Annotated in this window: 21 protein-coding genes; 4 read left to right on the top strand and 17 right to left on the bottom strand. The window is 50.0% G+C overall.

The features are described 5' to 3' along the window. Nucleotides 1-1,143: a substrate-binding domain-containing protein gene (locus IEW74_RS13910; protein ID WP_188666271.1), complete on the bottom strand. Its 1,143-nt coding sequence runs from the start codon at nucleotides 1,141-1,143 to the stop codon at nucleotides 1-3. A 160-nt stretch (nucleotides 1,144-1,303) separates the two neighbouring features. Here IEW74_RS13910 and IEW74_RS13905 point away from each other — a divergent pair, with 160 nt between their 5' ends. Beyond that, complete coding sequence (locus IEW74_RS13905; RefSeq protein WP_188666269.1) at nucleotides 1,304-2,329, top strand: hypothetical protein; 1,026 nt, start codon at nucleotides 1,304-1,306, stop codon at nucleotides 2,327-2,329. Here the strand turns inward: IEW74_RS13905 and IEW74_RS13900 are convergent. The 8 genes from IEW74_RS13900 to napF form a co-directional block, all read right to left on the bottom strand. Beyond that, on the bottom strand, nucleotides 2,326-5,328 hold the full coding sequence (locus IEW74_RS13900; protein ID WP_188666267.1) for an FAD-binding and (Fe-S)-binding domain-containing protein: 3,003 nt from the start codon (nucleotides 5,326-5,328) through the stop codon (nucleotides 2,326-2,328). The two genes, IEW74_RS13905 and IEW74_RS13900, sit on opposite strands and share 4 nt — an antisense overlap. Before the next feature lie 239 nt (nucleotides 5,329-5,567). Further along, a complete protein-coding gene (locus IEW74_RS13895) occupies nucleotides 5,568-6,188 on the bottom strand; it encodes a NapC/NirT family cytochrome c (RefSeq protein ID WP_188666265.1) in 621 nt (206 codons plus the stop codon). A 19-nt stretch (nucleotides 6,189-6,207) separates the two neighbouring features. Then, the gene (locus tag IEW74_RS13890) at nucleotides 6,208-6,636 is read right to left on the bottom strand and encodes a nitrate reductase cytochrome c-type subunit (protein ID WP_229734370.1); all 429 of its coding nucleotides are present in this window, start codon (nucleotides 6,634-6,636) and stop codon (nucleotides 6,208-6,210) included. Nucleotides 6,637-6,656: 20 nt separating this feature from the next. Next, on the bottom strand, nucleotides 6,657-7,577 hold the full coding sequence (napH, locus tag IEW74_RS13885; protein ID WP_188666261.1) for a quinol dehydrogenase ferredoxin subunit NapH: 921 nt from the start codon (nucleotides 7,575-7,577) through the stop codon (nucleotides 6,657-6,659). Further along, nucleotides 7,574-8,395 (bottom strand): ferredoxin-type protein NapG, encoded by an 822-nt coding sequence (gene napG / locus IEW74_RS13880; protein WP_188666259.1) that lies wholly within the window; start codon nucleotides 8,393-8,395, stop codon nucleotides 7,574-7,576. Before napG ends, napH begins: the two co-directional genes overlap by 4 nt. A 35-nt stretch (nucleotides 8,396-8,430) precedes the next feature. Then, a complete protein-coding gene (napA, locus tag IEW74_RS13875; RefSeq protein ID WP_188666257.1) occupies nucleotides 8,431-10,941 on the bottom strand; it encodes a nitrate reductase catalytic subunit NapA in 2,511 nt (836 codons plus the stop codon). Then, entirely contained in the window at nucleotides 10,938-11,282 is a 345-nt protein-coding gene (locus IEW74_RS13870) for a chaperone NapD (RefSeq protein ID WP_188666254.1), read from the bottom strand. The genes napA and IEW74_RS13870 overlap by 4 nt, the downstream gene beginning before the upstream one ends. A gap of 1 nt (nucleotide 11,283) precedes the next feature. Next, a complete protein-coding gene (gene napF / locus IEW74_RS13865; protein WP_188666253.1) occupies nucleotides 11,284-11,799 on the bottom strand; it encodes a ferredoxin-type protein NapF in 516 nt (171 codons plus the stop codon). A gap of 195 nt (nucleotides 11,800-11,994) precedes the next feature. On the opposite strand from napF, the gene IEW74_RS13860 reads away from it, so the two are divergent. Further along, complete coding sequence (locus IEW74_RS13860) at nucleotides 11,995-13,440, top strand: ATP-binding protein (protein WP_188666252.1); 1,446 nt, start codon at nucleotides 11,995-11,997, stop codon at nucleotides 13,438-13,440. Between the two features lie 21 nt (nucleotides 13,441-13,461). Here the strand turns inward: IEW74_RS13860 and IEW74_RS13855 are convergent, their stop codons facing one another. The 3 genes from IEW74_RS13855 to IEW74_RS13845 all read right to left on the bottom strand — a co-directional run bounded on the left by IEW74_RS13855 (nucleotide 13,462) and on the right by IEW74_RS13845 (nucleotide 16,112). Further along, nucleotides 13,462-14,127, bottom strand: coding sequence for a response regulator transcription factor (locus IEW74_RS13855; RefSeq protein ID WP_188666251.1), 666 nt, complete (start codon nucleotides 14,125-14,127; stop codon nucleotides 13,462-13,464). A gap of 138 nt (nucleotides 14,128-14,265) precedes the next feature. Beyond that, nucleotides 14,266-15,327 carry a glycosyltransferase family 4 protein gene (locus IEW74_RS13850; RefSeq protein ID WP_188666250.1) on the bottom strand — a complete coding sequence of 354 codons (1,062 nt, stop codon included), beginning with the start codon at nucleotides 15,325-15,327 and terminating at the stop codon, nucleotides 14,266-14,268. Continuing rightward, nucleotides 15,216-16,112, bottom strand: a complete 897-nt coding sequence (locus IEW74_RS13845) for a UDP-2,3-diacylglucosamine diphosphatase (RefSeq protein ID WP_188666249.1) — start codon at nucleotides 16,110-16,112, stop codon at nucleotides 15,216-15,218. Before IEW74_RS13845 ends, IEW74_RS13850 begins: the two co-directional genes overlap by 112 nt. A gap of 136 nt (nucleotides 16,113-16,248) precedes the next feature. On the opposite strand from IEW74_RS13845, the gene IEW74_RS13840 reads away from it, so the two are divergent. Beyond that, nucleotides 16,249-17,172 carry a diacylglycerol/lipid kinase family protein gene (locus tag IEW74_RS13840; RefSeq protein WP_188666248.1) on the top strand — a complete coding sequence of 308 codons (924 nt, stop codon included), beginning with the start codon at nucleotides 16,249-16,251 and terminating at the stop codon, nucleotides 17,170-17,172. Here IEW74_RS13840 and IEW74_RS13835 read toward each other — a convergent pair. The 3 genes from IEW74_RS13835 to IEW74_RS13825 are packed head-to-tail and all read right to left on the bottom strand — an operon-like array spanning nucleotide 17,138 to nucleotide 20,253. After that, nucleotides 17,138-18,970 carry an SLC13 family permease gene (locus IEW74_RS13835; RefSeq protein ID WP_188666246.1) on the bottom strand — a complete coding sequence of 611 codons (1,833 nt, stop codon included), beginning with the start codon at nucleotides 18,968-18,970 and terminating at the stop codon, nucleotides 17,138-17,140. The genes IEW74_RS13840 and IEW74_RS13835 overlap by 35 nt on opposite strands. After that, nucleotides 18,970-19,572 (bottom strand): TIGR04282 family arsenosugar biosynthesis glycosyltransferase, encoded by a 603-nt coding sequence (locus IEW74_RS13830; RefSeq protein WP_188666244.1) that lies wholly within the window; start codon nucleotides 19,570-19,572, stop codon nucleotides 18,970-18,972. Before IEW74_RS13830 ends, IEW74_RS13835 begins: the two co-directional genes overlap by 1 nt. A gap of 9 nt (nucleotides 19,573-19,581) precedes the next feature. Beyond that, nucleotides 19,582-20,253 (bottom strand): TIGR04283 family arsenosugar biosynthesis glycosyltransferase, encoded by a 672-nt coding sequence (locus IEW74_RS13825; RefSeq protein ID WP_188666242.1) that lies wholly within the window; start codon nucleotides 20,251-20,253, stop codon nucleotides 19,582-19,584. A gap of 85 nt (nucleotides 20,254-20,338) precedes the next feature. Between IEW74_RS13825 and rnhB the strand changes: the two genes are divergently transcribed. After that, nucleotides 20,339-20,950, top strand: a complete 612-nt coding sequence (gene rnhB / locus IEW74_RS13820; protein ID WP_188666239.1) for a ribonuclease HII — start codon at nucleotides 20,339-20,341, stop codon at nucleotides 20,948-20,950. A gap of 48 nt (nucleotides 20,951-20,998) precedes the next feature. On the opposite strand, the gene IEW74_RS13815 is transcribed toward rnhB, so the two are convergent. Both IEW74_RS13815 and IEW74_RS13810 read right to left on the bottom strand, forming a co-directional pair. Continuing rightward, nucleotides 20,999-21,820: an amino acid ABC transporter ATP-binding protein gene (locus tag IEW74_RS13815; RefSeq protein WP_444545764.1), complete on the bottom strand. Its 822-nt coding sequence runs from the start codon at nucleotides 21,818-21,820 to the stop codon at nucleotides 20,999-21,001. A gap of 9 nt (nucleotides 21,821-21,829) precedes the next feature. Beyond that, nucleotides 21,830-22,538 (bottom strand): amino acid ABC transporter permease (locus IEW74_RS13810; protein ID WP_188666237.1); only part of this gene is annotated, 709 nt, incomplete at its 5' end.

The following is a 22,538-nucleotide window of genomic DNA, read 5'->3' as shown; positions in this document are numbered from 1 at the left end:
TTATTTTTGCCCGTCGAAGGTAACGACTTGATCGTTTTTTGTACGCCAATGATCCGAATATCGAAAAGCGCGGTTTCTCAGTTCTTGCAGATAGTGCGCTTCCACCCCTTTCTCAATCAAAACCATATCCCCGGAATAAATTGTCGGCACCAGACCTGATTTTCCATTTTGATCCAAGGAAATCGCGTCTGCCATAGCAACCCCGTTATCATCGTTCATACGCATGACCGTAAAATCAAGTTCTCCTTTCAGGATCGCCTGTAATTCGGCTTCACCACCGCCCCAGCCGTTGACCACAAGTCGATCCAATCGCCCCAATTCCTTGGCTGCGTCAATAATGCCAAGGGCAATATCGGTCGAGCAGGCAAAAATATACGGAAGGTTTTTATGCTTTTGCAAGGTCTTCAGGGCTGCCTGTTTCGATTTTTCCCGATTGAAATCCAGATAAAAGGAATCAACGATTTTCGCCTGAGCATGCCTTTCACTTTCTATCTGAAATGTTCCGCCGCGCATCGCACTCACATAGCCTTGCGTGCCATAAAACATCGCGTATTGCGTCTTGGGCGGAAATATTTTTACAAATTTTTTGCTTAACAAGCTGCTGCCCAAGGCATGATCAAAACCGACATACAGAAACGGTTGTTGATCCCCCCATGCCCGAACAGGGGTTGTGATATTTTGCAAGATCAGCTTGGGACGTCCGCGTACCATAATCCGTTCAATGATGGAACGGTGGCGAAAGGCATCCAGTGTAAAAATCAGATAATCGGGATCTGTTTCCAAGGCTTGCGCAATTTGTTTTTCCTGTAAACGGATATCCACACCCGGTTCGGTAAAATTGGGGTGGATTTCATAAGGTAAATTATGTTCGCGCAAGCGCGCTTCCATCGAAGAAACACTGCGCCACCAATAATCGCTGACCTGTTTACCGGGGTAAACAACCGCGACTTTAACCGGTTTTTTTATTCCCTGTTCAGGCACAGCGTCCGCCCGTACCATTGCAGAAAACGTTGCTGCCTTTTGTCGCTGTTCCGGGTGCAAAGACATATATTCGTTATAGGTCCAGTAACCGGTTCCTTCTGTCTGTGCAGACAGGTCGCCACTGAAAAACAGAATGGCAACCAACCATAAAACACGCCTCATTTCTCCGCTCCCCTCACATTGCGAATACGAGTTGCGTTATTCCTTCCCCTTGGAATTTTATAATCCGGAACGCAGTATAACTGTAAATATCATTGCAGGCAGGCACTTTTTTATTAAAATGTTACAATAACTTGTTGAAGCCGTAACGCCGGATGTTCAAATGACAGAAAATGCAGGCACGATCAAACAGGCTTGGCGATCAAAGCGTGCACGCCAAGGCACATGGGCACTGGCACTCTGTACCTATGCTCTTTTACTCTGTCTGGGCAGCTACCTGCGCCTTCAGGAACAGGACCTGCGACAAAATACCATTGTACAAACGGCGCGGATGCTTGCCTCAACCGTTCTCAGTACTGGCGGGGAAAGTGACGATATTTTGCTCCGCGTGAATGATTTGTTGAATGTGGACAGTGTCTTAGGCGTTAAATTGTTACAAGGTGGTGATAGCCCCTTAAGCGTTGGTGAAACGCAAAATGATTTCCCGCCACAAAGCGCATCCCAAAACGTTTTGGTACAATGGGATGATCTGTTTGAAAAAGCCGATATCGCCTTGCGTTTAGATGAAAACCTGCCTTATGACTGGCTTATCCTTAGACTGGACGGTGCCCGCCTGAGCCCTGCCCCACATTGGGGAACTCTTGTAAACTGGGTTGCGGCCCCCCTTATGGCAGGCCTGCTGGCTGTCCTGAATTTATGGCTGTGGGGTAAAATGCACCTGCGCCCGATGCAGGCTATTCAAAACCATTTGCAAGAACATAGCGGCAAACTGGCCAGCACGCCGCTTCCCCAAGAATTAACAAAAGGCAAAGACCTGACCTCCTTATTGGCCCGCCAGATTGAAGCCATGCGCGTTGAAGTTAGCGAAGCAAAGGCAAAATCAGATTTTCAGGCGCGTTTTTTACACGAAACGCCTTATGCACTCCTGCGGTGTTCGGTAAACCGTAAAGTTCTTTATGCCAACAGTGCCGCACGCGCCCAACAGGCGCTGTTTGGCGATGACAGTAAGGAATTTGTCGCCCCGGCCCTTTCTGAGTTGGTGCGCAAGGCGTTTTACGAGTCCAAAGAGGTATTCGGCGATATCCGCAGCAAAGACCATATCATCACATTTCGCGCCGTTCCCGTACTGGATGCCGGATATGTCAACCTGTACGGCGAAGCCAAACGCCATATGGATGACGATATTTAACCCTTTAACAACTGAACCAGCGCCTCAACCGGGTGTTTCGGTTTGAAGTCCCCATAACGTTTGGTCTGACATCGACAGGAAAAACCGGTGGCAAGCATTTGACCCGGTCCGGCTTTCGCCGCCTTGTCTTTCCAACTCATATCATAAAGCTTTTTCGACATCTCTTCATTATCGGCTTCATGGCCAAACATGCCCGACATTCCGCAACAGCCTGTGCTTTCAATCTGCAAAGACTGATTGAACGTTTTAAAAATCTCGTTCCATTGCTTCGGTGTTTCCGGCAGGGATGTCTTTTCCGTACAATGGGCAAACAAGGCAAATTCCCCTTCTGGCATATGTGCAGGCACCTGCCAATGGCCCGCAATCATTTGTGCATGCAGCCATTCATGGAACTGAAAGACCGTATAATCCGGTCGATTGGCAAGACGTTGATTATATTCTTGGCGGAACATCAGGGTGACGGCGGCTTCAATCCCGACCATATCAATCCCGCACGTGGCAATATGCAGGTAATAATCATCATTATCCGCTGCCAGTTGGTCAAATTCCTTCAGGAACCCTTTGACATGCAGGGGCTTACCATTGGGGCGGTAAGGCGCCACATAGACGCTATATCCAAGCTTGGCCAACAAATCATAATGCGCCAGCACAACATCCACATCATAATGCGTGGTAAACGTATCCTGTAACAAAACAACCGAACGGGCCTTTTCTTTTGTCGACAAGGCGCGCATTGCGTCCAGATCAAAGGCAGGCGCACCGCGTTGTTTCAGACCTGCCTGTACGGTATTGCGACAGACCTTTGGTAAATCAATCAAGCCGAACCCGTGACGCATAAAGGCTTTTACCGGTGGTAAGGATTGCCCCAGATTGGTCAGGGTTGCAAATTTCTGGGTGATCGGCGCAAGTTTTTCAAGTCGGGCCACCAGCCAATCCCGCTTAGGGCGGCTGTAACGTTCATGGTAGGCTTGTAAGAACTGGGCCTTCATTTCCGGGATATCGACTTTGACCGGACACTGGGTCGCGCATGTCTTGCACGACAGGCATGTCTTCATGGCCTCATAGACATCAATATTGAAATCCTTGCCTTCTGCCAACGCATTGGGGGTATCTGATTTGTCCGCTTCTGTGCGTAAACGCAACCATTCACGCAACAATCCGGCCCGCCCTTTCGGCGATTGGACACGATCACGCGTTGCCTTATAGCTTGGGCACATGGGATCAAAGGCATCCCATGTAAAACAGGCCCCATTCCCATTACATAACGTGGCTTTGGGATAAGCTTCTTTCAGTTTTTCATCTAATGTACGGTCGATTTGGCCGCGCAAGACCGCCTCATCAATCGCCGTCAATGCCACATCTGCCATTGTATAGGGTGTTGCGATTTTACCCGGATTAAACAGGTTATAGGGATCGAACGCCGCTTTGATCTTGCGCAGCTCGTCATACAGTTTGGGGCCAAAGAATTTCGGAGAATATTCCCCGCGAAACCCTTTGCCATGTTCCCCCCACAACAGACCGCCATATTTTTTGGTCAGATCCGCCACACCGTCGGAGATTTCGCGCAGTTTGGGTTCGTCCATGAGATCGGTCAGATCCAGCGTTGGTCGCACATGTAAACAACCAACATCGGCATGACCAAACATGCCGTAATCAACCCCGTGGCTGTCCAGCAGACTGCGAAACTCCCGAATATAAGGCGCAAGATTTTCCGGGGGCACGGCGGTATCTTCAACAAACGGGATTGCACGGCGTTTACCCTGTAATGCCCCCAGCAACCCAACAGATTTTTTGCGCATTTCCCAAAGGGCGGAAATCTGTGCGCCATCCGATGTTGCGCGCCAACCGGTTGCTTGCCCTTCCAGCTCCGATGCTTCATCCAGAATTTTTTCAAGCTTGGCGATTTGGGCATCGACTTCGCCTTGGGAATTGCCTACAAATTCGACAAAGTTCATCCCCATGACCGGGGGTTCCCCCGCAACACCGCCCAGCATATCGCCCACTTGTGTCCAGATGATATCATCTTGGGCCAGCATCATAATCTTGTCATCAACGACCTCAACCGCAGCCGGGTCCGCCTTCAGGATCAACTGCACGCCTTCCAACGCCTCGTTAAAGGTTTTATAGCGAACGGTGACCAGCCCTTTGTTTTTGGGCAAAGGAATGACACGGAAAGTCAATTTTTGCGTAAAACACAATGATCCTTCCGAACCGGCCAGCAGATAAGACAAGTTAAACGTCCCGTTATTATCCAACGCATGTTGCAGGTTATACCCGGTCAAACCCCTGTTCATTTTCGGGAAAGTCTGTTCGATCAGTTCTTCGTTTTCGATAATACTTTCATAAGCTTGGCGATGGATATGGCCGACGATATCGTGACGCGCCATCACTTCTGTCATCTCATCGGCATTTAGGGGGCGTGATGTCCAGCTTTGCCCGCCACTGAGAACAACGTCCATTTCCTCGATATAATCAGATGTTTTGCCATAAATGCGTGACCCTTTTCCCGACGCATCCGTCCCGGTCATCCCGGCCAAGGTGGCGCGTGACGAGGTCGAAACGGCTGGCGGAAAGAAATAGCCTTTTTCTTTAAGAAACGCGTTTAACTGATCCAGCACCACACCCGGCTGCACTGTCACCAGTTTCTTTTCCTCATCAAACGCGATGATATTGTTCATATGTTTGGAGATATCGACAACCACACCTTTATTCAGCGATTGCCCGTTGGTTCCGGTGCCGCCACCGCGCGGAGCAAATGAAATGCCGCGAAAATCATCATGGGCACCCAGTTCGGCAATAACGTTCAAATCGCCTTCACATGCCGGATAGACAACGGCCTGCGGCATCACCTGATAAACGGAATTATCGGTCGCACTGAGCAGACGGGTCGGATAATCAGCATGGATTTCGCCCTTAAATGACGTTTTTTCCAGCGCCTTCAAAAAACGCAATGTTACATCATCAAGACCACGGGCGGGTGTCAGAACCGGAAGCATCATAAATACCATTTCAATCAGATGTTATTTGGCACAAATCGCACATAACATCGCGTTACAACCTTGTCGTCTGCCTATGGATATACGCCGATTGGGTATTTTTTTAAACAGTAAAAAAAGCATCGGCCCTCTCGATTTTTATGGAAAAACCTGTGAGAGGGCCGACTAAGATGGCGACATTAACGCTGAGGGGGTAAGAATAACGTCAAAGGACGCCATCTATTCGCCTTCAGCCAACGCCTTTAGTGTGCTTGGTTCAGCTCTTCTTCTGCGCTAAAAGCATTCGCCGGGAGTTCGTGTGCGATCCCTTTGTGGCAATCGATACAGGTTTGCCCTGCCTCTTGTGCCTCAAGGTGACGGTTTCGCGCACGGGAGTTTTGAGCCATGACATCCATAGCCATGAAGTTGTGACAGTTGCGACATTCGCGGCTATCGGTTTCTTTCATGGTTTGCCAGACACGCTTGGCCATCGTCAAACGATGTGCTTCAAATTTCTCGCGTGTATCCACGGTTCCGAGAATTTTATGCAGGACTTCATTTGACGCCTGGATTTTGCGTTTCATTTTATGGATCCACGGACGCGGAACGTGACAATCCGGGCAGGTTGCACGGACACCGGACGCATTGGTGTCGTGAACCGTGCCGCTATATTCACGATAGACGTTTTGTTCCATCTCGTGACAAGACAGACAGAACGTTTCCGTGTTCGTGACCTCAAGGGCCCAGTTGAAACTCCCCCAAAAGGCAACACCGAGGATCAAGCCGACAAAGAGCAGCATGCCCGCCGATGTCGTCTTGCTTGGCCTTCTCAACAAAGCCCATATGCGGTTGAAAAAGCCGCCTTTTTCTTCAAGTTCACTCATAATAAGTTCCCTTCAGGCTTTATTCTGAGAAAGTGTTTTCCACCAGCGGCTTCGCATCCACTTGCGGTACGTGACATTGTGTGCAGAACCAGCGACCCGGAACAACATCATCCAACGGCTGACCGGTACGGTGATCCTGATAATGGGTTTCACTGATTTTCGGTGCGCCTTCTTTGGCGGCATACTGCCAGTTATGGCAACGCATGCACTGATTGACCTTCAGATTGATTTGATATTTTTCAATCTTGTGCGGGATCAGCGGCGGTTGCTGACGGTAATTTTGCGGAACCCGCCCGTCTTCAACCACATGATTAATTGTTGCAGCAGAGTTGGTTTCTTTCAAATCCACCTGTCCGCGTAAGCTCGTTACGTTCCCCGCAATTGCATTTGCCATAAGTAGAATGGCAACGGCAAAAACGGCGACTACTGGAATTAGGACTCGTTTCACAGTCATATCTCCTTCAAGTCTCATGCCGCCCGTTGGGTGCCGTCCTCGGCACTCCCCTCATTCGGGCGGACATCATCCAATTTATTTCTAGTTCGAAGCGAAAATTCAAAAACGTCTTCAGAGCAGACATCCAGACAGCGACCACAATTTGTGCAATCACCGGACAGGATAATCGGACCCCGATTGTCCTTTTCCCCTTTAAGCGCGGGCGAAATGACATGAGACTCCGGACAGACGGCATAACAATCCATACAGTCGTTACAAGCCTTGCGTTTGGAAGCACTGACTTTCAGGACGCTGACTTTCCCCAGCAATCCATAAAAAGCCCCGACCGGACATAAGCGAGAACACCAAATACGGTCCCCCCCGACAAGTTCGATCAAGAACAAGGCCCCGGAAACCAGTCCAACGGATGCGAAAGCCCCAAACACGATGGCACGATGTAACATCGTCACCGGATTGACGAACTCCCACGCAATGGTACCTGTCAGGGCGGATGTGACAAACACAGCCCCCATCGTCCATAGCGCCGTTGAACGGTCCAAGCGGACACCTGTTTTCTTCCATCCCAATTTCCGACGCAACCAACTGGCCGTATCGGAAATGATATTGACAGGACATACCCAGGAACAAAAGACACGACCACCCAGCAAAAAATAGGCAGCCGCAACAATCACAGCACCAATAATGGCGTTGGTTTCCATGACATGCCCCGTCACAAGGGACTGCAAGAAGATGAACGGATCCGTCAGCGGCAAGACATCCAAAGTCATGCTTGACGCCAAAGTTCCCTTCACCAGCCAGAAGCCCGTCAACGGACCGACAAGGAAAGCGGCAATGAACAGAATTTGAGACAACCGTCTCAGGATCAGCCACTTATGGGCGGCTAACCAGCCTTTTTGTTCAACGGCGGCTGCACCGGGATTTTGCATTTTACTCATGGCTTAAACCCCTTATAGCCGCCGGTTGCCGATTTCTCCGGGAAACCGGACGGTTCGGGATTGTAGCCTCGATCCGGTAGATCGATAATCCCTTGTCCCTCAATGAGAGACTCGCCCTTATTGCCTTTTTCAACCCAGCCCCAGCGATAATGGGCACCCAGTTCGCCCAATGCGATGCGTTCGGGTAAAACACGGATAGCCGTCTTTTCCAATACGCACGCATGTTCGCATTTGCCGCAACCGGTACATTTATCACTATGTACGGTCGGGATGAAAATTGCGTGTTTCCCGGTTCGTTCGTTGGCGGAACGTTCCAGTGTAATTGCCTCTTCGATCAAGGGGCAGACGCGGTAACATACGTCACAGCGCAACCCCTGAAAGTTGAGACAAGTCTCATGGCCGACCAATACGGCGATGCCCATTTTTGCATCGTCGATATTGGTCAGCGATTTGTCCAGAGCCCCTGTGGGACAAGCAACAACGCACGGTATGTCGTCACACATTTCACACGGAATTGTGCGCGCAACAAACAGCGGCGTGCCACTGACCACAGAACTGCCCATATCGGCCAAACTCAACGTGTCGTAAGGGCAGTCCCTCACACACAAACCACAGCGAACACAAGCCGACAGGAAGTCCGCTTCTGCCGTCGCACCCGGTGGCCGGATGGCGTCGGCAGGAAGCTTACCTTCGGCTTCTGCAACCACTGAGCCGAGGGCCAGACCAAACAGTCCGGCGCCACATACCCCTTTGGCGGCATCCCCTAAGAAGTCTCTTCTCGAGACCTTATTTTTCTTATTAGGTGTTTTCTCTGCCATGGCTCTCACCCCCTTCAAAGGAGGACAGTTAACGTTTAAGCTTTCTCGATTTTACAAGCGCATTTTTTGAAGTCCGTTTCTTTGGATAGCGGATCAGTTGCATCCAAAGTCAACTTGTTCACAAGTGCACTTTCATCAAACCACGGAATGAAGACGAGGCCTTCCGGCACGCGGTTGCGGCCACGTGTTTCCACACGAAGCTGAATTTCACCACGACGCGAGGAGACTTTGACTTCCTGACCACGGCGCAAACCGCGTTTTTTGGCATCTGCCGGGTGCATAAATACAACGGCGGACGGGAACGCACGGTGCAATTCAGGCACACGACGCGTCATAGAACCGGAATGCCAGTGTTCCAAAACACGCCCGGTACAGAGCCAAAGATCAAATTCTTGATCCGGGCTTTCTGCCGGTGCCTCGTACGGTGCAAAGATGATATTGGCTTTGCCGTCCGGCTTACCATAGAACGTCACACCTTCGCCAGCCTTCACATGCGGGTCGTACCCTTCACGGAAACGCCACAAGGTTTCTTTACCGTCGATCACAGGCCAGCGGATTCCGCGTGCACGGTGATACATCTCAAACGGTGCCATTTCATGGCCTTTTTTAAGAATGCCCGCCGCAGAGTTAAACAGGCGGTATTCCTCAAACAGGCCTTTTTGCACGTAGTACCCAAAATGTTCAGACTCATCATTGTCATAAACATTCCCGGCATGATCGGTGACTTTTTCAACCGGGAACTGGTTGACTTGACCATTTTCGTACAGAACTTCGTACATGGTTTTGCCACGGTGTTCCGGCATTTTTGCCAACAGATCTTCCGGCCAGACTTCTTCAATTTGGAAACGTTTGGCGAATTCCATCACCTGCCACAAATCGGACTTGGCTTCACCCGGTGCAGCAACCTGTTGGCGCCAGAACTGGGTGCGGCGTTCCGCATTCCCGTAAGCCCCTTCTTTTTCCATCCACATGGCTGTCGGCAGGATCAAATCAGCCGCCAACGCTGTTACGGTCGGATAAGGATCGGACACGGCGATAAAGTTTTCAGGGTTACGATAGCCCGGATAACTTTCTTCGTTCATGTTCGGGGAGGCTTGCATGTTGTTGGTACATTGTACCCAGTAAGCATTCAGCTTACCATCTTTCAACATACGGTGCTGCAACACAGCGTGATACCCCGGTTTACCCGGAATGGTACCTTCCGGCAGTTTCCAGATTTTTTCGGAAAAAGCGCGGTGCTTTTCGTTCATAACCACCAAGTCGGCGGGCAAACGGTGGGCGAAAGTCCCGACTTCACGGGCTGTCCCACAGGCTGACGGCTGACCTGTCAGTGAGAACGGGCTGTTGCCGGGTTCTGAAATTTTACCCATCAACAAGTGAACGTTATAAAGCAGACCGTTAACCCAGACACCACGCGTGTGCTGGTTAAAGCCCATTGTCCAATAGGACGCCACTTTACGGTTCGGGTCCGCATAGGCTTGCGCCAGTTGCACCAATTGGTTTTTGGGAACACCGGACAATTCAGATGCGTAATCCAAAGTATATTTGGAAACGGATGCGGCATACTCTTCAAAAGAAATTTTGTTGAATTTACCTTTACCCGGATTGGCCGCCGCTTTTTCCAGCGGATGTTCAGGGCGCAGACCATAACCGATATCTTCGGTTGTCGCATTGAAGTTGACATGCTTATTGATGAAATCTTCATTATAAGCTTTGTTTTCAATGATATAGTTTGCGATATAGTTCAAAATCGCCAAATCGGTTTGCGGTGTAAACACCATACCGTTATCGGCCAGTTCGAAACAACGGTGTTCGTAAGTGGACAAGACATGCACTTCACATCCCGGTTTGGTCAGACGGGTATTCGTCAAACGTGACCACAGGATCGGGTGCATTTCCGCCATATTCGCCCCCCAAAGGACGAAGGTGTCGGCATGTTCCAGATCATCATAACAGCCCATCGGCTCATCAATACCGAAGTGACGCATAAACGCCCCTACGGCAGATGCCATACAGTGACGCGCGTTCGGGTCAAGGTTGTTTGAACGGAAACCCGCTTTCATCAATTTAGAAGCGGCATACCCTTCAAAGATCGTCCATTGACCGGAACCGAACATCCCGACAGCCGTCGGGCCTTTCTTTTTCAAGGCTTCTTTCCATTTTTCAGCCATGATGTCGAAAGCTTCGTCCCAGCTTACAGGTTCGAAGTCGCCGTTTTTGTCAAATTTGCCATTTGTCTTACGCAGCAAAGGCTGGGTCAGACGGTCTTTACCGTACATAATTTTGGACAGGAAATAGCCCTTAATACAGTTCAAACCTTTGTTCACCGGTGCATCCGGGTCACCCTGTGTCGCAACGATACGGCCTTCGCGTGTTCCGATCAGAACACCACAGCCTGTACCACAAAAACGACATGCCCCTTTGTCCCAACGAATTGTGTTCGGCATAGCGGCTTCGGCAGTTTTGGCGGGTAGAGAAATGCCGGCCACGGCAGCAGTCGCTGCAGCAGCATTGGCTTTCATAAATTCGCGCCTGGTCAGTTTCATGAGGAAACCTCCTCCGTTTCAAGCGAGTCTTGTGATTCAAATTGGTGATAAACGAGCGAACTGTTCATAACGCCGGGAGTACGATCCACTTTCGTGATCATTTCCGCCGCCAAACAATCGTCGGTATCTTCGATGGTGATGACCAAACGGCCATCTTCTGTTTCGGCATGAACTTCCACGCCGTCCAGTTCGTCCAATGCAGCACGAACTGCCGCCATTTGACCTTCGGCCACATGAGCGAGCAATCCGCAGACATTAAACGGTTTTTCCGGTGAAGGCAGAGCGCCCGGCACCGTGGCAAGTTCTTGGTCTTCAGATAAAAAACGACTGTTTACCTTCAAATCAATTTGCCCCCTCTTTATAAGACGCAGGCATCAGTGTGATCGCATCGGCCGGACAAGACGCAATACAGGCACCACAGCCCGTACAGAGATCTTTATCCAAATGCAAAGACGCCACACTGCCCGGCGTCGGTCTGAAAAAAATGGCACGGGGTTCGCATTGATCGTCGCAAGCCCGACATTCAATCCCCTTCATCGCTAAACATTTCCCCTCAATTGAAATATGCAGCGACCAGGGGGTTTGCGGGTCCAAAACAACCAGTGCCCCATCCGCACAAACAACAACACAATCACGACAAAAAGTGCATTCCCCTTTCGAGAAATCCACTTCAGCGAGATTTGTCTTGTCGATTGTCAATATACCTTCCGGACAAGCACGCACACACTCGCCGCAGCCAGTGCATTTTTTTGCGAACGCGTCACCCGACACAGACCAAGGCGGGCGGATAACATCCTCCCGACCGGTCAAGCCGGACCGTCCGAACAAAAGTGTTCGTCTCGAAACTACATCTTTCATGGGACCCCCTCCCATTACCCAAAATTCATACTTTGGATGTAAAAAGTAGTACCACAATTCAGACTCAAAGGCAAGAGAATCAGGCACTTAAGTTGTGGCTCATTAGAGTTATTACATTAAGTTTTATAACACCCTAAAGGTAATAACCCTTCAAAAAACCTAGGAATTATTCCAATCGTAACGTATAAGAATTCCATGAACAGATTGACAAAACCCGACGAAGAAAACCCCGGTTTATGGATGACAAAGCGTTATCTTTTTGCGCTTGTTGCCATCGCGATTCTCGCCACATCCGCCTTTGGCACCGTTGGCTTATTGATTGCAGAACACAAAAGCACACTCTCTGTCGTCAACATTTCAGGGCGCCAGCGTATGCTGTCACAACGCACCGCCCTTTTTGTGGCGCAGTTGGCCTCGGCACGCGACAGCGAACAGCAAGAAAAGTTTCGTAAAAAATTACGTCGGTCCACCATGCAACTGGAACAGGCTCATCTTGCCCTGACCGGGCGCGCCAATGCCATTAATATGTCGATCGATATGACACCGGAAGCGCGTCGGCGCTATTTTAAAGGGGCCTATCCCCTGAACGCCCAAATGCGCGGTTACATCAAAGTCCTGCATGATATTCTTGAAATGGACGGGAAAACGCTGACGCCTGATCATCCATCCGTCCAGTTTGTGTTGGAAGTCGCCCCGGGTCAATTGGTACATGCCCTTGATTCAATGGTGAAGTTTTATCAGGAAGAAGGGGAGAAAGCTTTTGATTTCCTCAAACTTCTGGAAGCCATTTTCCTGACGCTGACCCTTTTAATCCTGAGTGTCGAAGCCTTTTTCATCTTCCGCCCGATGGTGCGCCATGTTTCCACACAGATGAGACGGATTAAGGCCTTTTCCCTTCATCTGGAAGAAACCGTTGCCCAGCGCACGCGACAACTGGAAGAAGCCCGTAAATCTGCCGAACAGGCAAACGAAGCAAAATCCAAGTTTCTGGCAGCCGCCGGCCATGACCTTAAACAGCCATTGGAAGCCATCGGCATGTTTTCCGGCATGTTGGAACGCCGGATGCCGGACGAACGCAGTGCTGCCATTATGAAAGACATGCATGATGCACAACGCTCCATGCGCAGCCTGCTCGACTCGATCCTGTCCTTATCGAAACTGGAAGCCGGGGTCATTCAACCCAACCCCTGTACGTTCGAAGTGCAACCCCTTCTGGATCAACTCACCCGTCAATATCGCGCCCTTGCCCAAAACAAAGGGCTGGAGTTCCGCGTGGTCCCTTCGCAAAAGGTCCTTTATACGGACCCCTTATTGCTGGAACGAATTTTACGCAATTTCCTTTCCAACGCTGTGCGCTACACCAAGGAAGGGCGTATTCTTCTGGGTTGTCGCACAACGGCAAAAGGATTAAGTATTGAAGTCTGGGATACCGGGTCCGGGATACCCAGCGAAGGCATGGAAAATATTTTCACCGAATTTTCACAACTCGACGACCCGGAACGAGATCGCAGCGAAGGCATTGGGCTAGGCCTCGCCATTGTTAAACGTCTGGCCAGTTTATTGAAACTTGAAATCTCATGCAGTTCAATAGTTGGCAAGGGGTCTAAATTTGCAGTTGTTTTTCCAACCAAACCGTTTTAATGCCAGATCCTGGCTTTGGTATTATTTACCGACAACGCTTTGGAATTTCAAAACCGCCTGCGTACGGTTTTCCACATCAAGGGCGCGTAAAATCGCCGTGACATGACTTTTAACGGTACTTAAGTTCAAATCAAGCCGTTCGCCAATTTCCTGATTGGACAGACCTTCTGCCAACAGGGCGAGAACTTCGCGCTGACGTCGGGTTAAACCGGGGAAGATTTCCTTTGTCAGTAAACGTCCCTTTATGCCCTGCTCCTCAGCCTCATGGCTGTGGCGTTCCATTGTCAATCCCCCTAAAACCGGCGGCACGTACGACCCACCGGATAAAACAAGTTTCAAGATTGTGGCGATCAAACCATCATCTGTTGTTTTGGGGATATAGGCGCGCACACCCGCAGCCAATACGGCACGCATTTCGTCCGGGTCTTCCGAAACCGTAAAGACACAAACCGGTGTCGGGGCAACCCGTTCAACCACACGACCAATCGCCTGTCCGCTGCCGTCCATACCCGGCATGCGCAAGTCCAGCATTACCAGATCAAACCCATCCGAATTGCTGTCCAAAGCAGCGAAAATATCACTATTGTTGCGGGCTTCCACAACAACCAGATCGGGCGTAAGTTCGGATAGAACATATTTCAACGCCGTACGAACGATGGAATGATCGTCAGCCAATAGTACTTTCACAACAGGTACCTTTTTGTGCGTAAAGTGGTTTCCTATCGCTACATTTAGCACTACTCATATAGTATAGGAAAGCATTTCTCATACCCAAAGGACATGTTTTTTAATTTATTGAAACTCAAAACTAATCCAAAGTAGGAATTAAGAAGGGTTTGAGGCCACCGCATCCTGCACATTTTTCGACCAACAGGGAAAGTCTCTCGGTTCAAACGGCACCAGATTTTGTAAAAACATCGCCGTACAGGTTTCCCACGAGAAATCCAGCGCATATTCACGACAACCTTCCCCGTCAATTTCCAAGGCCCCCAGACAGGCTTTTTGCAAATCATAATCCAGACACCCCACCGGTGCACGCCCGATAACGTCAAGCGGACCGGTTACCGGGTACGCCGCCACCGGCACACCGCAGGCCAAGGCTTCCAATATCACAAGGCCGAACGTATCGGTTAGACTGGGAAAGACAAAAACATCACCGGAAGCATAATGTTGCGCCAGCTCTTCGCCCTCTTTCATACCGGTGAAATGGACATCGCGATAACGGGCTTTCAATTGATCCAGTTGCGGCCCATCCCCAACCACAACTTTGCTGCCCGGTAGATCAAGGTCGAGAAAGGCCTCGATATTCTTTTCAATCGCCACCCGTCCGACATACATAAAAATCGGACCAGCCAAATGGGCAAACATTTTGTCTGTACGTGGTATAAACAGGTCGGTATCAATCCCGCGCGTCCATGTCACCACATTTGCAAACCCCTGTTCGCGCAATTCATCACGCAAGGACTTGGTTGCCGTCATAATTGCCCGACTGGGTCGATGAAACCATTTCATAATCTGATTGGTATAACGCGCCGGAATATTTGTTCGCGCCTCGACATATTCAGGAAAGCGAGTATGAAACGCGGTTGTGAAAGGAATTTTGTATCGCACACAAAATTTACGGGCCGCTATACCCAAGGGACCTTCCGTCGAAATATGAATCGCAGTGGGTCGAAATTCCCGGATCAAACGGGACATTTTTCGGGCAGGAAATAACGCAAGACGAATTTCCGGATAAGACGGACACGCCATTGTGCGAAATTCCTGCGGGGAAATCAGCCGGACGTCGATGCCTTGGATTTGAAGATGTTTAATAAGGGACTGATGCGTTCTAACAACGCCATTGATTTGCGGGAGCCACGCATCTGTGACGATGAGGAGACGCATATTTTATCCTCTATTTCTTTTTTGATATAAGATGGCGGACCCATCCAGTAGATAATTTCCAAACGCCCGTCAGCATGCTCAACCAGGGCAGAACAACTCTCCACCCAGTCGCCATCATTACAGTATAAAACACCGTCAATATCGCGGATTTCCGGATGGTGAATATGCCCGCACACAATTCCGTCGATATCACGTTTGCGGGCGACCTCGGCCAAGGCCGTTTCAAAATCGGCAATAAATTGCACAGCATTTTTGACTTTGAATTTCAAATAGGCGGACAACGACCAATAGCCATATCCAAATTTCGCCCGCACCCAATTGAAATAATCATTGACCTTCAAGGCAACGCCGTAAGCACCATCCCCCAGAACAGCCAGCCATTTGGCATATTTCACCACAACATCGAATTCATCGCCGTGAATAACCAATAACTTTTTACCATCGGCGGTTTCATGGACCATTTCGTCATGGACCTGAATATCGCCGAAATCATGTTCCACATAAGGGCGGACAAAGGCGTCATGGTTGCCGGGAATAAAAACAACATTTGTCCCTTTGCGCGCTTTTCGCAGGATTTTTTGCACGACATCATTATGACTTTGCGGCCAATACCAGGATCGACGCAAACGCCAGCCATCGACGATATCGCCGACCAGATACAAATTTTCAGATTCTGTCTGCTTCAGGAAATCCAGCAAATAATCTGCCTTGCATCCGGCTGTCCCCAAATGTATATCGGAGATGAAAATCGATCTGTATTTCTTCGGATTTACGCCAACATCCATCTGTCCCGCCATATTTTCCATTTCGGCAACAAAACCGCATTAAAAGCGAAATACTTTATTGGCACTTTTTTACGCGCGAAGGCTTGCAGCTTTGTGACTACATTTTGAATCTTTTATTGCAAGGGGAGGCTCCATTATGGCCATTCACGACCAACGCATTAAAGTCATCCATAATCCGGTTGCCGGTGGGCGCAACCGCAAAAGATTGCGGATTGCCTTGCAAGCCCTGCGAAAACATGCCTCTAAAGTCAAGGTCAGCCCGACCAAATATGCCGGACATGGCATTAAACGCGCCGATAAAGCCATCAATCGAAAACCGGATAAAATCCCTTATGACATTATTTGTGCCGCAGGCGGTGACGGCACCATTGCCGAAGTCGCCAATGGGATGCGGGGAAGTGATTGCCCCTTGCTTGTCCTACCATTGGGCACGGCCAATGTCTTTGCCCGGGAACTGGGCCTTGGTACATCCATGCGCAAAATTGCCGCGATGGTCGAAACATTGCACCCCAAACAGGTCTATCCCGGATTAATGGGGAATAAGCGCTTTATTATGATGGTCGGGGTCGGGATCGACTCATTGTCCGTTGCCTCACTGGAAACCAGTTTAAAAAGACGGATCGGCGGGGCGGCTTATGTCGTCGCCGCCCTCAAGGCCATCAAACGCATGAAAGAACTGGAGCTGACTGTCAACGTCGATGGGGCAAGTTATGAAACAGCCAACGTTATCGTGACAAACGGGCGCTTTTATGGGGGGCCCTTCACTATATCCCCGAATGCAGCGTTGGAAGAACCGGTTTTTCATGTGGTCATGCTTCATCAAAAAGGGCTTTGGGCGGCTTTGCGTTATGGGTTGGCCTTGGCGATGGGACGCCTGCCCTATTTAAAAGACGTCACCATCACCAAAGGGACACATGTGCGCATTGAAAGCAAAAACGCCCTGCCGGTTCAGGCTGATGGGGATTATGTCGGTATGCTCCCCGTCGAGGTACGTATCGACAGCTTTCCCTTAACTGTTCTGGCCCCTAGAACCCATACATCTGAGGCAGCAGAAAGCTGAAAACCGCCCATAAAAGAACGGCCAAAGGCAAGCCGACACGCACAAAATCGCTAAACTCGTATCCCCCGGCACTCATCACCAGCAAATTCGTTTTATAGGCCATCGGGGTTACAAAACTTAAATTTGCCCCGAACAAAACCGCAAGGATAAAGGGTTCTGCGGGCAACCCCAACTGATGGGCGATATTAATCGCAATCGGCGTTCCAATAACCGCTGCCGCATTGTTGGACACAATATTGGTCAAGATCGCCATAACCAGCATCAACCCTGCCAAAATAAAGGGCGGTGAACTCCCTGCACTAACCGCCAAAAATAATCTCGCCATGAAATCCGCACCGCCTGTTTGCAACAAGGCACTGCCCAAAGCCAAACTGGCCACCACAATCAAAATCACTCGTGTATTCAGGGCTTGTGCGGCATCCCGCCATGTCATGCAGCGGCTTATCAACATCAATAAAATACCGCAAACCGCACTGATCGCAATTGGCATAAGACCAAAAGCAGCAGCAGCCACAACCCCCAACATAATCACCGTTGCAATCGGTGCACGACTTGTGCGCGGTAAATCACTGGTGGCATCCAGCACCAAAACATGCCCGCTTTTCTTAAGTTCGGCTAATTTTTCCTGTGTCCCCTGAACCAGCAGAACATCCCCGGTGCGCAGGATCATATTGCCAATATCCTTTTGCAAAACCTGTGTTTTATGACCGGGTCTATGCAGGGCCAAAATCACCAACTGATAGCGATCTGCAAACCGGATATCGGACAAGACCGCGCCTTGTAACGAGGATCCTTGCGTGACAACAACTTCCGCAATTTGCTGGCCTTCCGCACGTAAAGGGTTATCCTCATCAATGGGGGAATCATCATCGCGATAAAGGCTCATCCCCAATGCTTCCTCAAAATCTTTCAGATTTTCCGGCGTATCGCGCACTGCCAAACGATCCCCTGCGCGCAACGTTGCATCCGGTAAGGGGCGGACAATTTTATCGTCATCACGCAAAATCTCCAACACCTGTAACTTATTGCCTGATTTCTCCCGCACATCAGAAAACGTTTTTCCCTCGGCAAAGCCACCTTCTTCGACATGTAAATGCGCTTCAAAAATACGTGGGGAGAAATCACCCAAGGGCGTTTCGCGTTTCGGTAAAATGTGCGGGGCAACCAACCACAAAAACAAAATCGCAACACCGCCCGCAATAACAGCCGGAACAACAAAATCGAACATACCAAAATGAATATTGCCCACATCATTGGCAACAGAAACCACCAACAGGTTGGTTGACGTACCGATTGTCGTACTCATCCCGCCGATTAACGTGGCAAACCCCATCGGCATCAACATACCGGACGGTGACTTGCCTGTACGGTGCCCAATACTGATTAAAATCGGCAATAACAAAACTACGATCGGCACATTGTTCACAAATGCACTGAAAACCGCACTGATCAACAAAGTCAGCAAAAGCGACAGTGACGGACTGACATTCCACGCCTTTGCCAAGAAACGGCCCATCGGTTCCAAGGCACCGGTGCGCACAAGCCCCTGACCGACAATCATCAGGGCACATACGGCGATCAACGCCTCATGCCCAAACCCCTTAAAAAACTCAATCGCGTGTAAACGCTCACCTTCCACATAATAGGGATAGACTTCAAAACCAACCAGAAGGATTGTCAAAATCGCCAGACTTGATGTTTCAAGTGCAATCCTCTCACGGGTAAATAAAATGAGCGCGCAGACCATCAGAATGAGAACAAATATCCCATGCATATCCGGTAAACTGACCGATGCCATTAAAAAGCTCCTCGTTCTTTGTCTTGCCATTTTTCAAGGTCGTTCAAGGTATCAATATCATCTAAAACATCAATAAAACCGACCTTGGCTGTTTTCAGATTTGCCAAACAATCCTGCAATGTTTCCGGATGGGACCAGCGCACCTTTTTGCGATAGGGATTAACCTTTGCCCCATGTCGTTTCAAACCGACCAGCCAAAACCCACCATCTGTACATGGGCCGAACACCGCATCCTTATGTCCTAACAGGCGAAATGCCTTGTGAATATGGATCGGGCGAATATCGGGAATATCGGTCCCCACAACAATAAATGGCCCCGGTGGTAATATTTGGGTGGGGCGCCCCAGACGTGCGCCCAAATCACCTGTCCCCTGTTTCATCCATTTTACACGTTGAACCGGAAAGCATCGTTTGGGCGCATCATCCGGGCTGATTGCCAACCAGGTTGTCCAGCCTTTGCACGCCGACAACCTTTTAGTCATAAGTGATAACATACGGCGATAAAAAACCCATGCGGGCACCCTGCCGATATCGCGCGCTAACCGGGTTTTCACCCGCCCGATACGTGGGTTCTTGGCAAAGATAATCAAATGTTTCTGCACGAGGCGCGCTTACTCATATAATTTCACAATTGTATGAGGCGATAATCCCAAGAAATAAAGGCTTAAACAAGCAGCATTTCGCAAGACACGCCGCCCATAGCCATTTTGCTGATATTTCGCAGCCGATGTTATGGCTACACTCGACAAGGGATATAAATTCTTTTTCCCGATCCGGCGCGCAAGATCAACATCTTCCATCAATGGTATATCACGAAACCCGCCAATTCGGTCATAATGATCACGCGAAATCAACAGGCCCTGATCCCCATAGGGCAGGCCCAACACACGACTGCGCCATGCCACAATTTTTTCCAAACGCCGGGCCCATATGGTGTCATCATCCAAAGCGAATGAAAAATATCCGGCCCGATGGTTGGCGTTACATTGCGCAATAAACGCACAGACATCAGCCCCCCACCCCGCTTGTAACACTGTATCGCTATGTAAAAACAACATCCAGTCCCCGGACGCTTGTGCCGCCCCGAAACGCAGCTGCGTTCCGCGCCCTTTGGGGCAGGAGGCCACCTGATCGGCATAACGTCTGGCAATCTCAAACGTTTCGTCACACGACCCGCCATCCACCACAATAATTTCACGGGCATAAGGCGGCGGTACCAGTCTTTGAAGTGTTTTTTCCAGACCGGCTGCACTGTTATAGGTTGGGATGACAATACTAAGCATGTTACATCATAAGACAGTTTGACATGAATGTAGTTTACAAAATTACATTTTAATGACTGTGAGCTTAAACACACCTGAGAAAAAAATGCCTGATTTCAGCCTCGAAAACCAACATCCCGGCCTTGTCTGCGGTGTTGATGAAGCCGGACGTGGCCCTTGGGCCGGGCCGGTCACCGCCGCCTGTGTTCTTTTTAATCAAGAGACGTTATCCCCCGATCTCGCACAGGCCTTAAACGATTCCAAAAAGCTCTCCCCAAAAAAACGCGAAAGCCTGATTGATCGGATCAAGGCGGAAAGCATCTGGGCCGTTGGCGAGGCCAGTGTCGAAGAAATTGATACGATCAACATCCTTCAGGCCACATACCTCGCCATGACGAGGGCAGTGGAAAACCTGCCCCAAAAACCCGATTTCATCCTCATTGACGGGAATAAAATCCCACCAGCCCTTGATATTCCCGCCCAAGCTATTGTCAAAGGCGATGGTCTGTCCTGTTCAATCGCGGCGGCCTCCATCATCGCCAAAGTGACACGAGACCGTCAAATGGCAGAACTCGCAAAAGAACACCCCCATTATGGTTGGGGAAAAAACGCAGGTTACGGCGTAAAGCTGCATCAGGCAGGCCTTGCCCGTCACGGAGTCAGCCCCCATCACCGCAAAAGTTTCAAACCCATAAAAAAGATTATGGGGATCGAATAAAGCGTTACAAAAAAGCCCCCGTCAAAATGACGGAGGCTCCTTCTTTATTTAATGCCCGATAATCTGGCTTAGGAACTCTTGTGTTCTTAGCTCCTGTGGATTGTTGAAGAACGCGTGGGGTTCGTTTTCTTCGACGATCTGTCCGTCCGCCATGAAGATGACGCGGTCGGCGACCGTTTTGGCGAAGCCCATTTCGTGTGTGACACACAGCATGGTCATGCCTTCTTCGGCCAGTTGTACCATTGTATCCAGTACTTCCTTGATCATTTCCGGATCAAGCGCCGAGGTCGGTTCATCAAACAGCATGATTTTCGGCTGCATGCACAAAGACCGGGCAATCGCCACACGTTGCTGTTGACCACCGGAAAGCTGGCCCGGATATTTATTGGCCTGTTCCGGGATCTTAACCCGTTCCAGATAATGCATGGCACGGGCTTCGGCTTCGGCGCGGGGTTCTTTGCGCACCCACATCGGCGCCAGCACACAGTTTTCCAGAATGGTCAAATGCGGAAACAGGTTGAAGTGCTGGAAGCACATCCCCACCTCGCGGCGGATCTTGTCGATATTTTTAAGATCGTTGGTCAGTTCCACACCATCCACGATGATCTGGCCCTGTTGATGTTCTTCCAAACGGTTGATACAGCGGATCATCGTGGATTTACCGGAACCGGAAGGTCCACAAATTACGATCCGTTCGCCCTTATGGACGTTCAGGTTAATATCGCGCAAAACATGGAAATCGCCATACCATTTGTTCATATTGATCAATTGGATAACGTCTTCCTGTGCGACTTCATGCTCTAGATTGCGACCGGCGCGCAATTGCGCTTCGGGCACGGTATCTGTAATTGCATCGGGATCTCTTGTCATGTCTTCCTCTTAGCGTTTGTGTCCGGTGTGAAGTTTGCGCTCCAAAGCTTGGCTGTAACGGGACATCCCGAAACAGAAAACCCAGAAACAGAACGCTGCAAAAATGTACCCCTCAGTCGATACGCCCCGCCATGTCGGGTCGGTAATCATGGCTTGCACCGTTGCCAGAATATCCAGCAAACCGATAATCAAAACCAAGGTCGTATCTTTAAACAGGGCAATGAACGTGTTGACGATACCGGGGATGACCAGCTTCAACGCTTGGGGCAGAATAATCAGCCCCATCGAACGCCAATAGCCCAACCCCAGCGAGGCCGCCGCCTCGAACTGGCCTTTCGGAATGGCTTGCAGGCCACCACGAATAACTTCCGCCATATAGGCCGACTGGAACAGGATAATCCCGATCAAGGCACGCATCAGTTTTTCAAAGTCCCAGCCTTCCGGCAGGAACAAAGGCAACATCACAGACGCCATAAACAGAACCGAGATCAACGGCACACCGCGCCACAGTTCGATAAAGGTCACACAAACCATCTTGACCATCGGCATTTCCGAACGCCGGCCCAAGGCCAGAATGACCCCGAACGGCAAGGCCGCCACGATCCCGACATAGGACAGGACCAAGGTCAGCATCAAGCCGCCCCATTTGTGGGTTTCCACAGGGTTCAGGCCAAAAGCCCCACCCAGCAACAACACACCGACGATAATCGGCAGAACC

The organism is Terasakiella brassicae (assembly GCF_014641495.1).
In the GTDB taxonomy this organism is placed as follows: Bacteria; Pseudomonadota; Alphaproteobacteria; order Rhodospirillales; family Terasakiellaceae; genus Terasakiella; species Terasakiella brassicae.
This window is presented reverse-complemented; position numbering and strand designations above follow the sequence as displayed.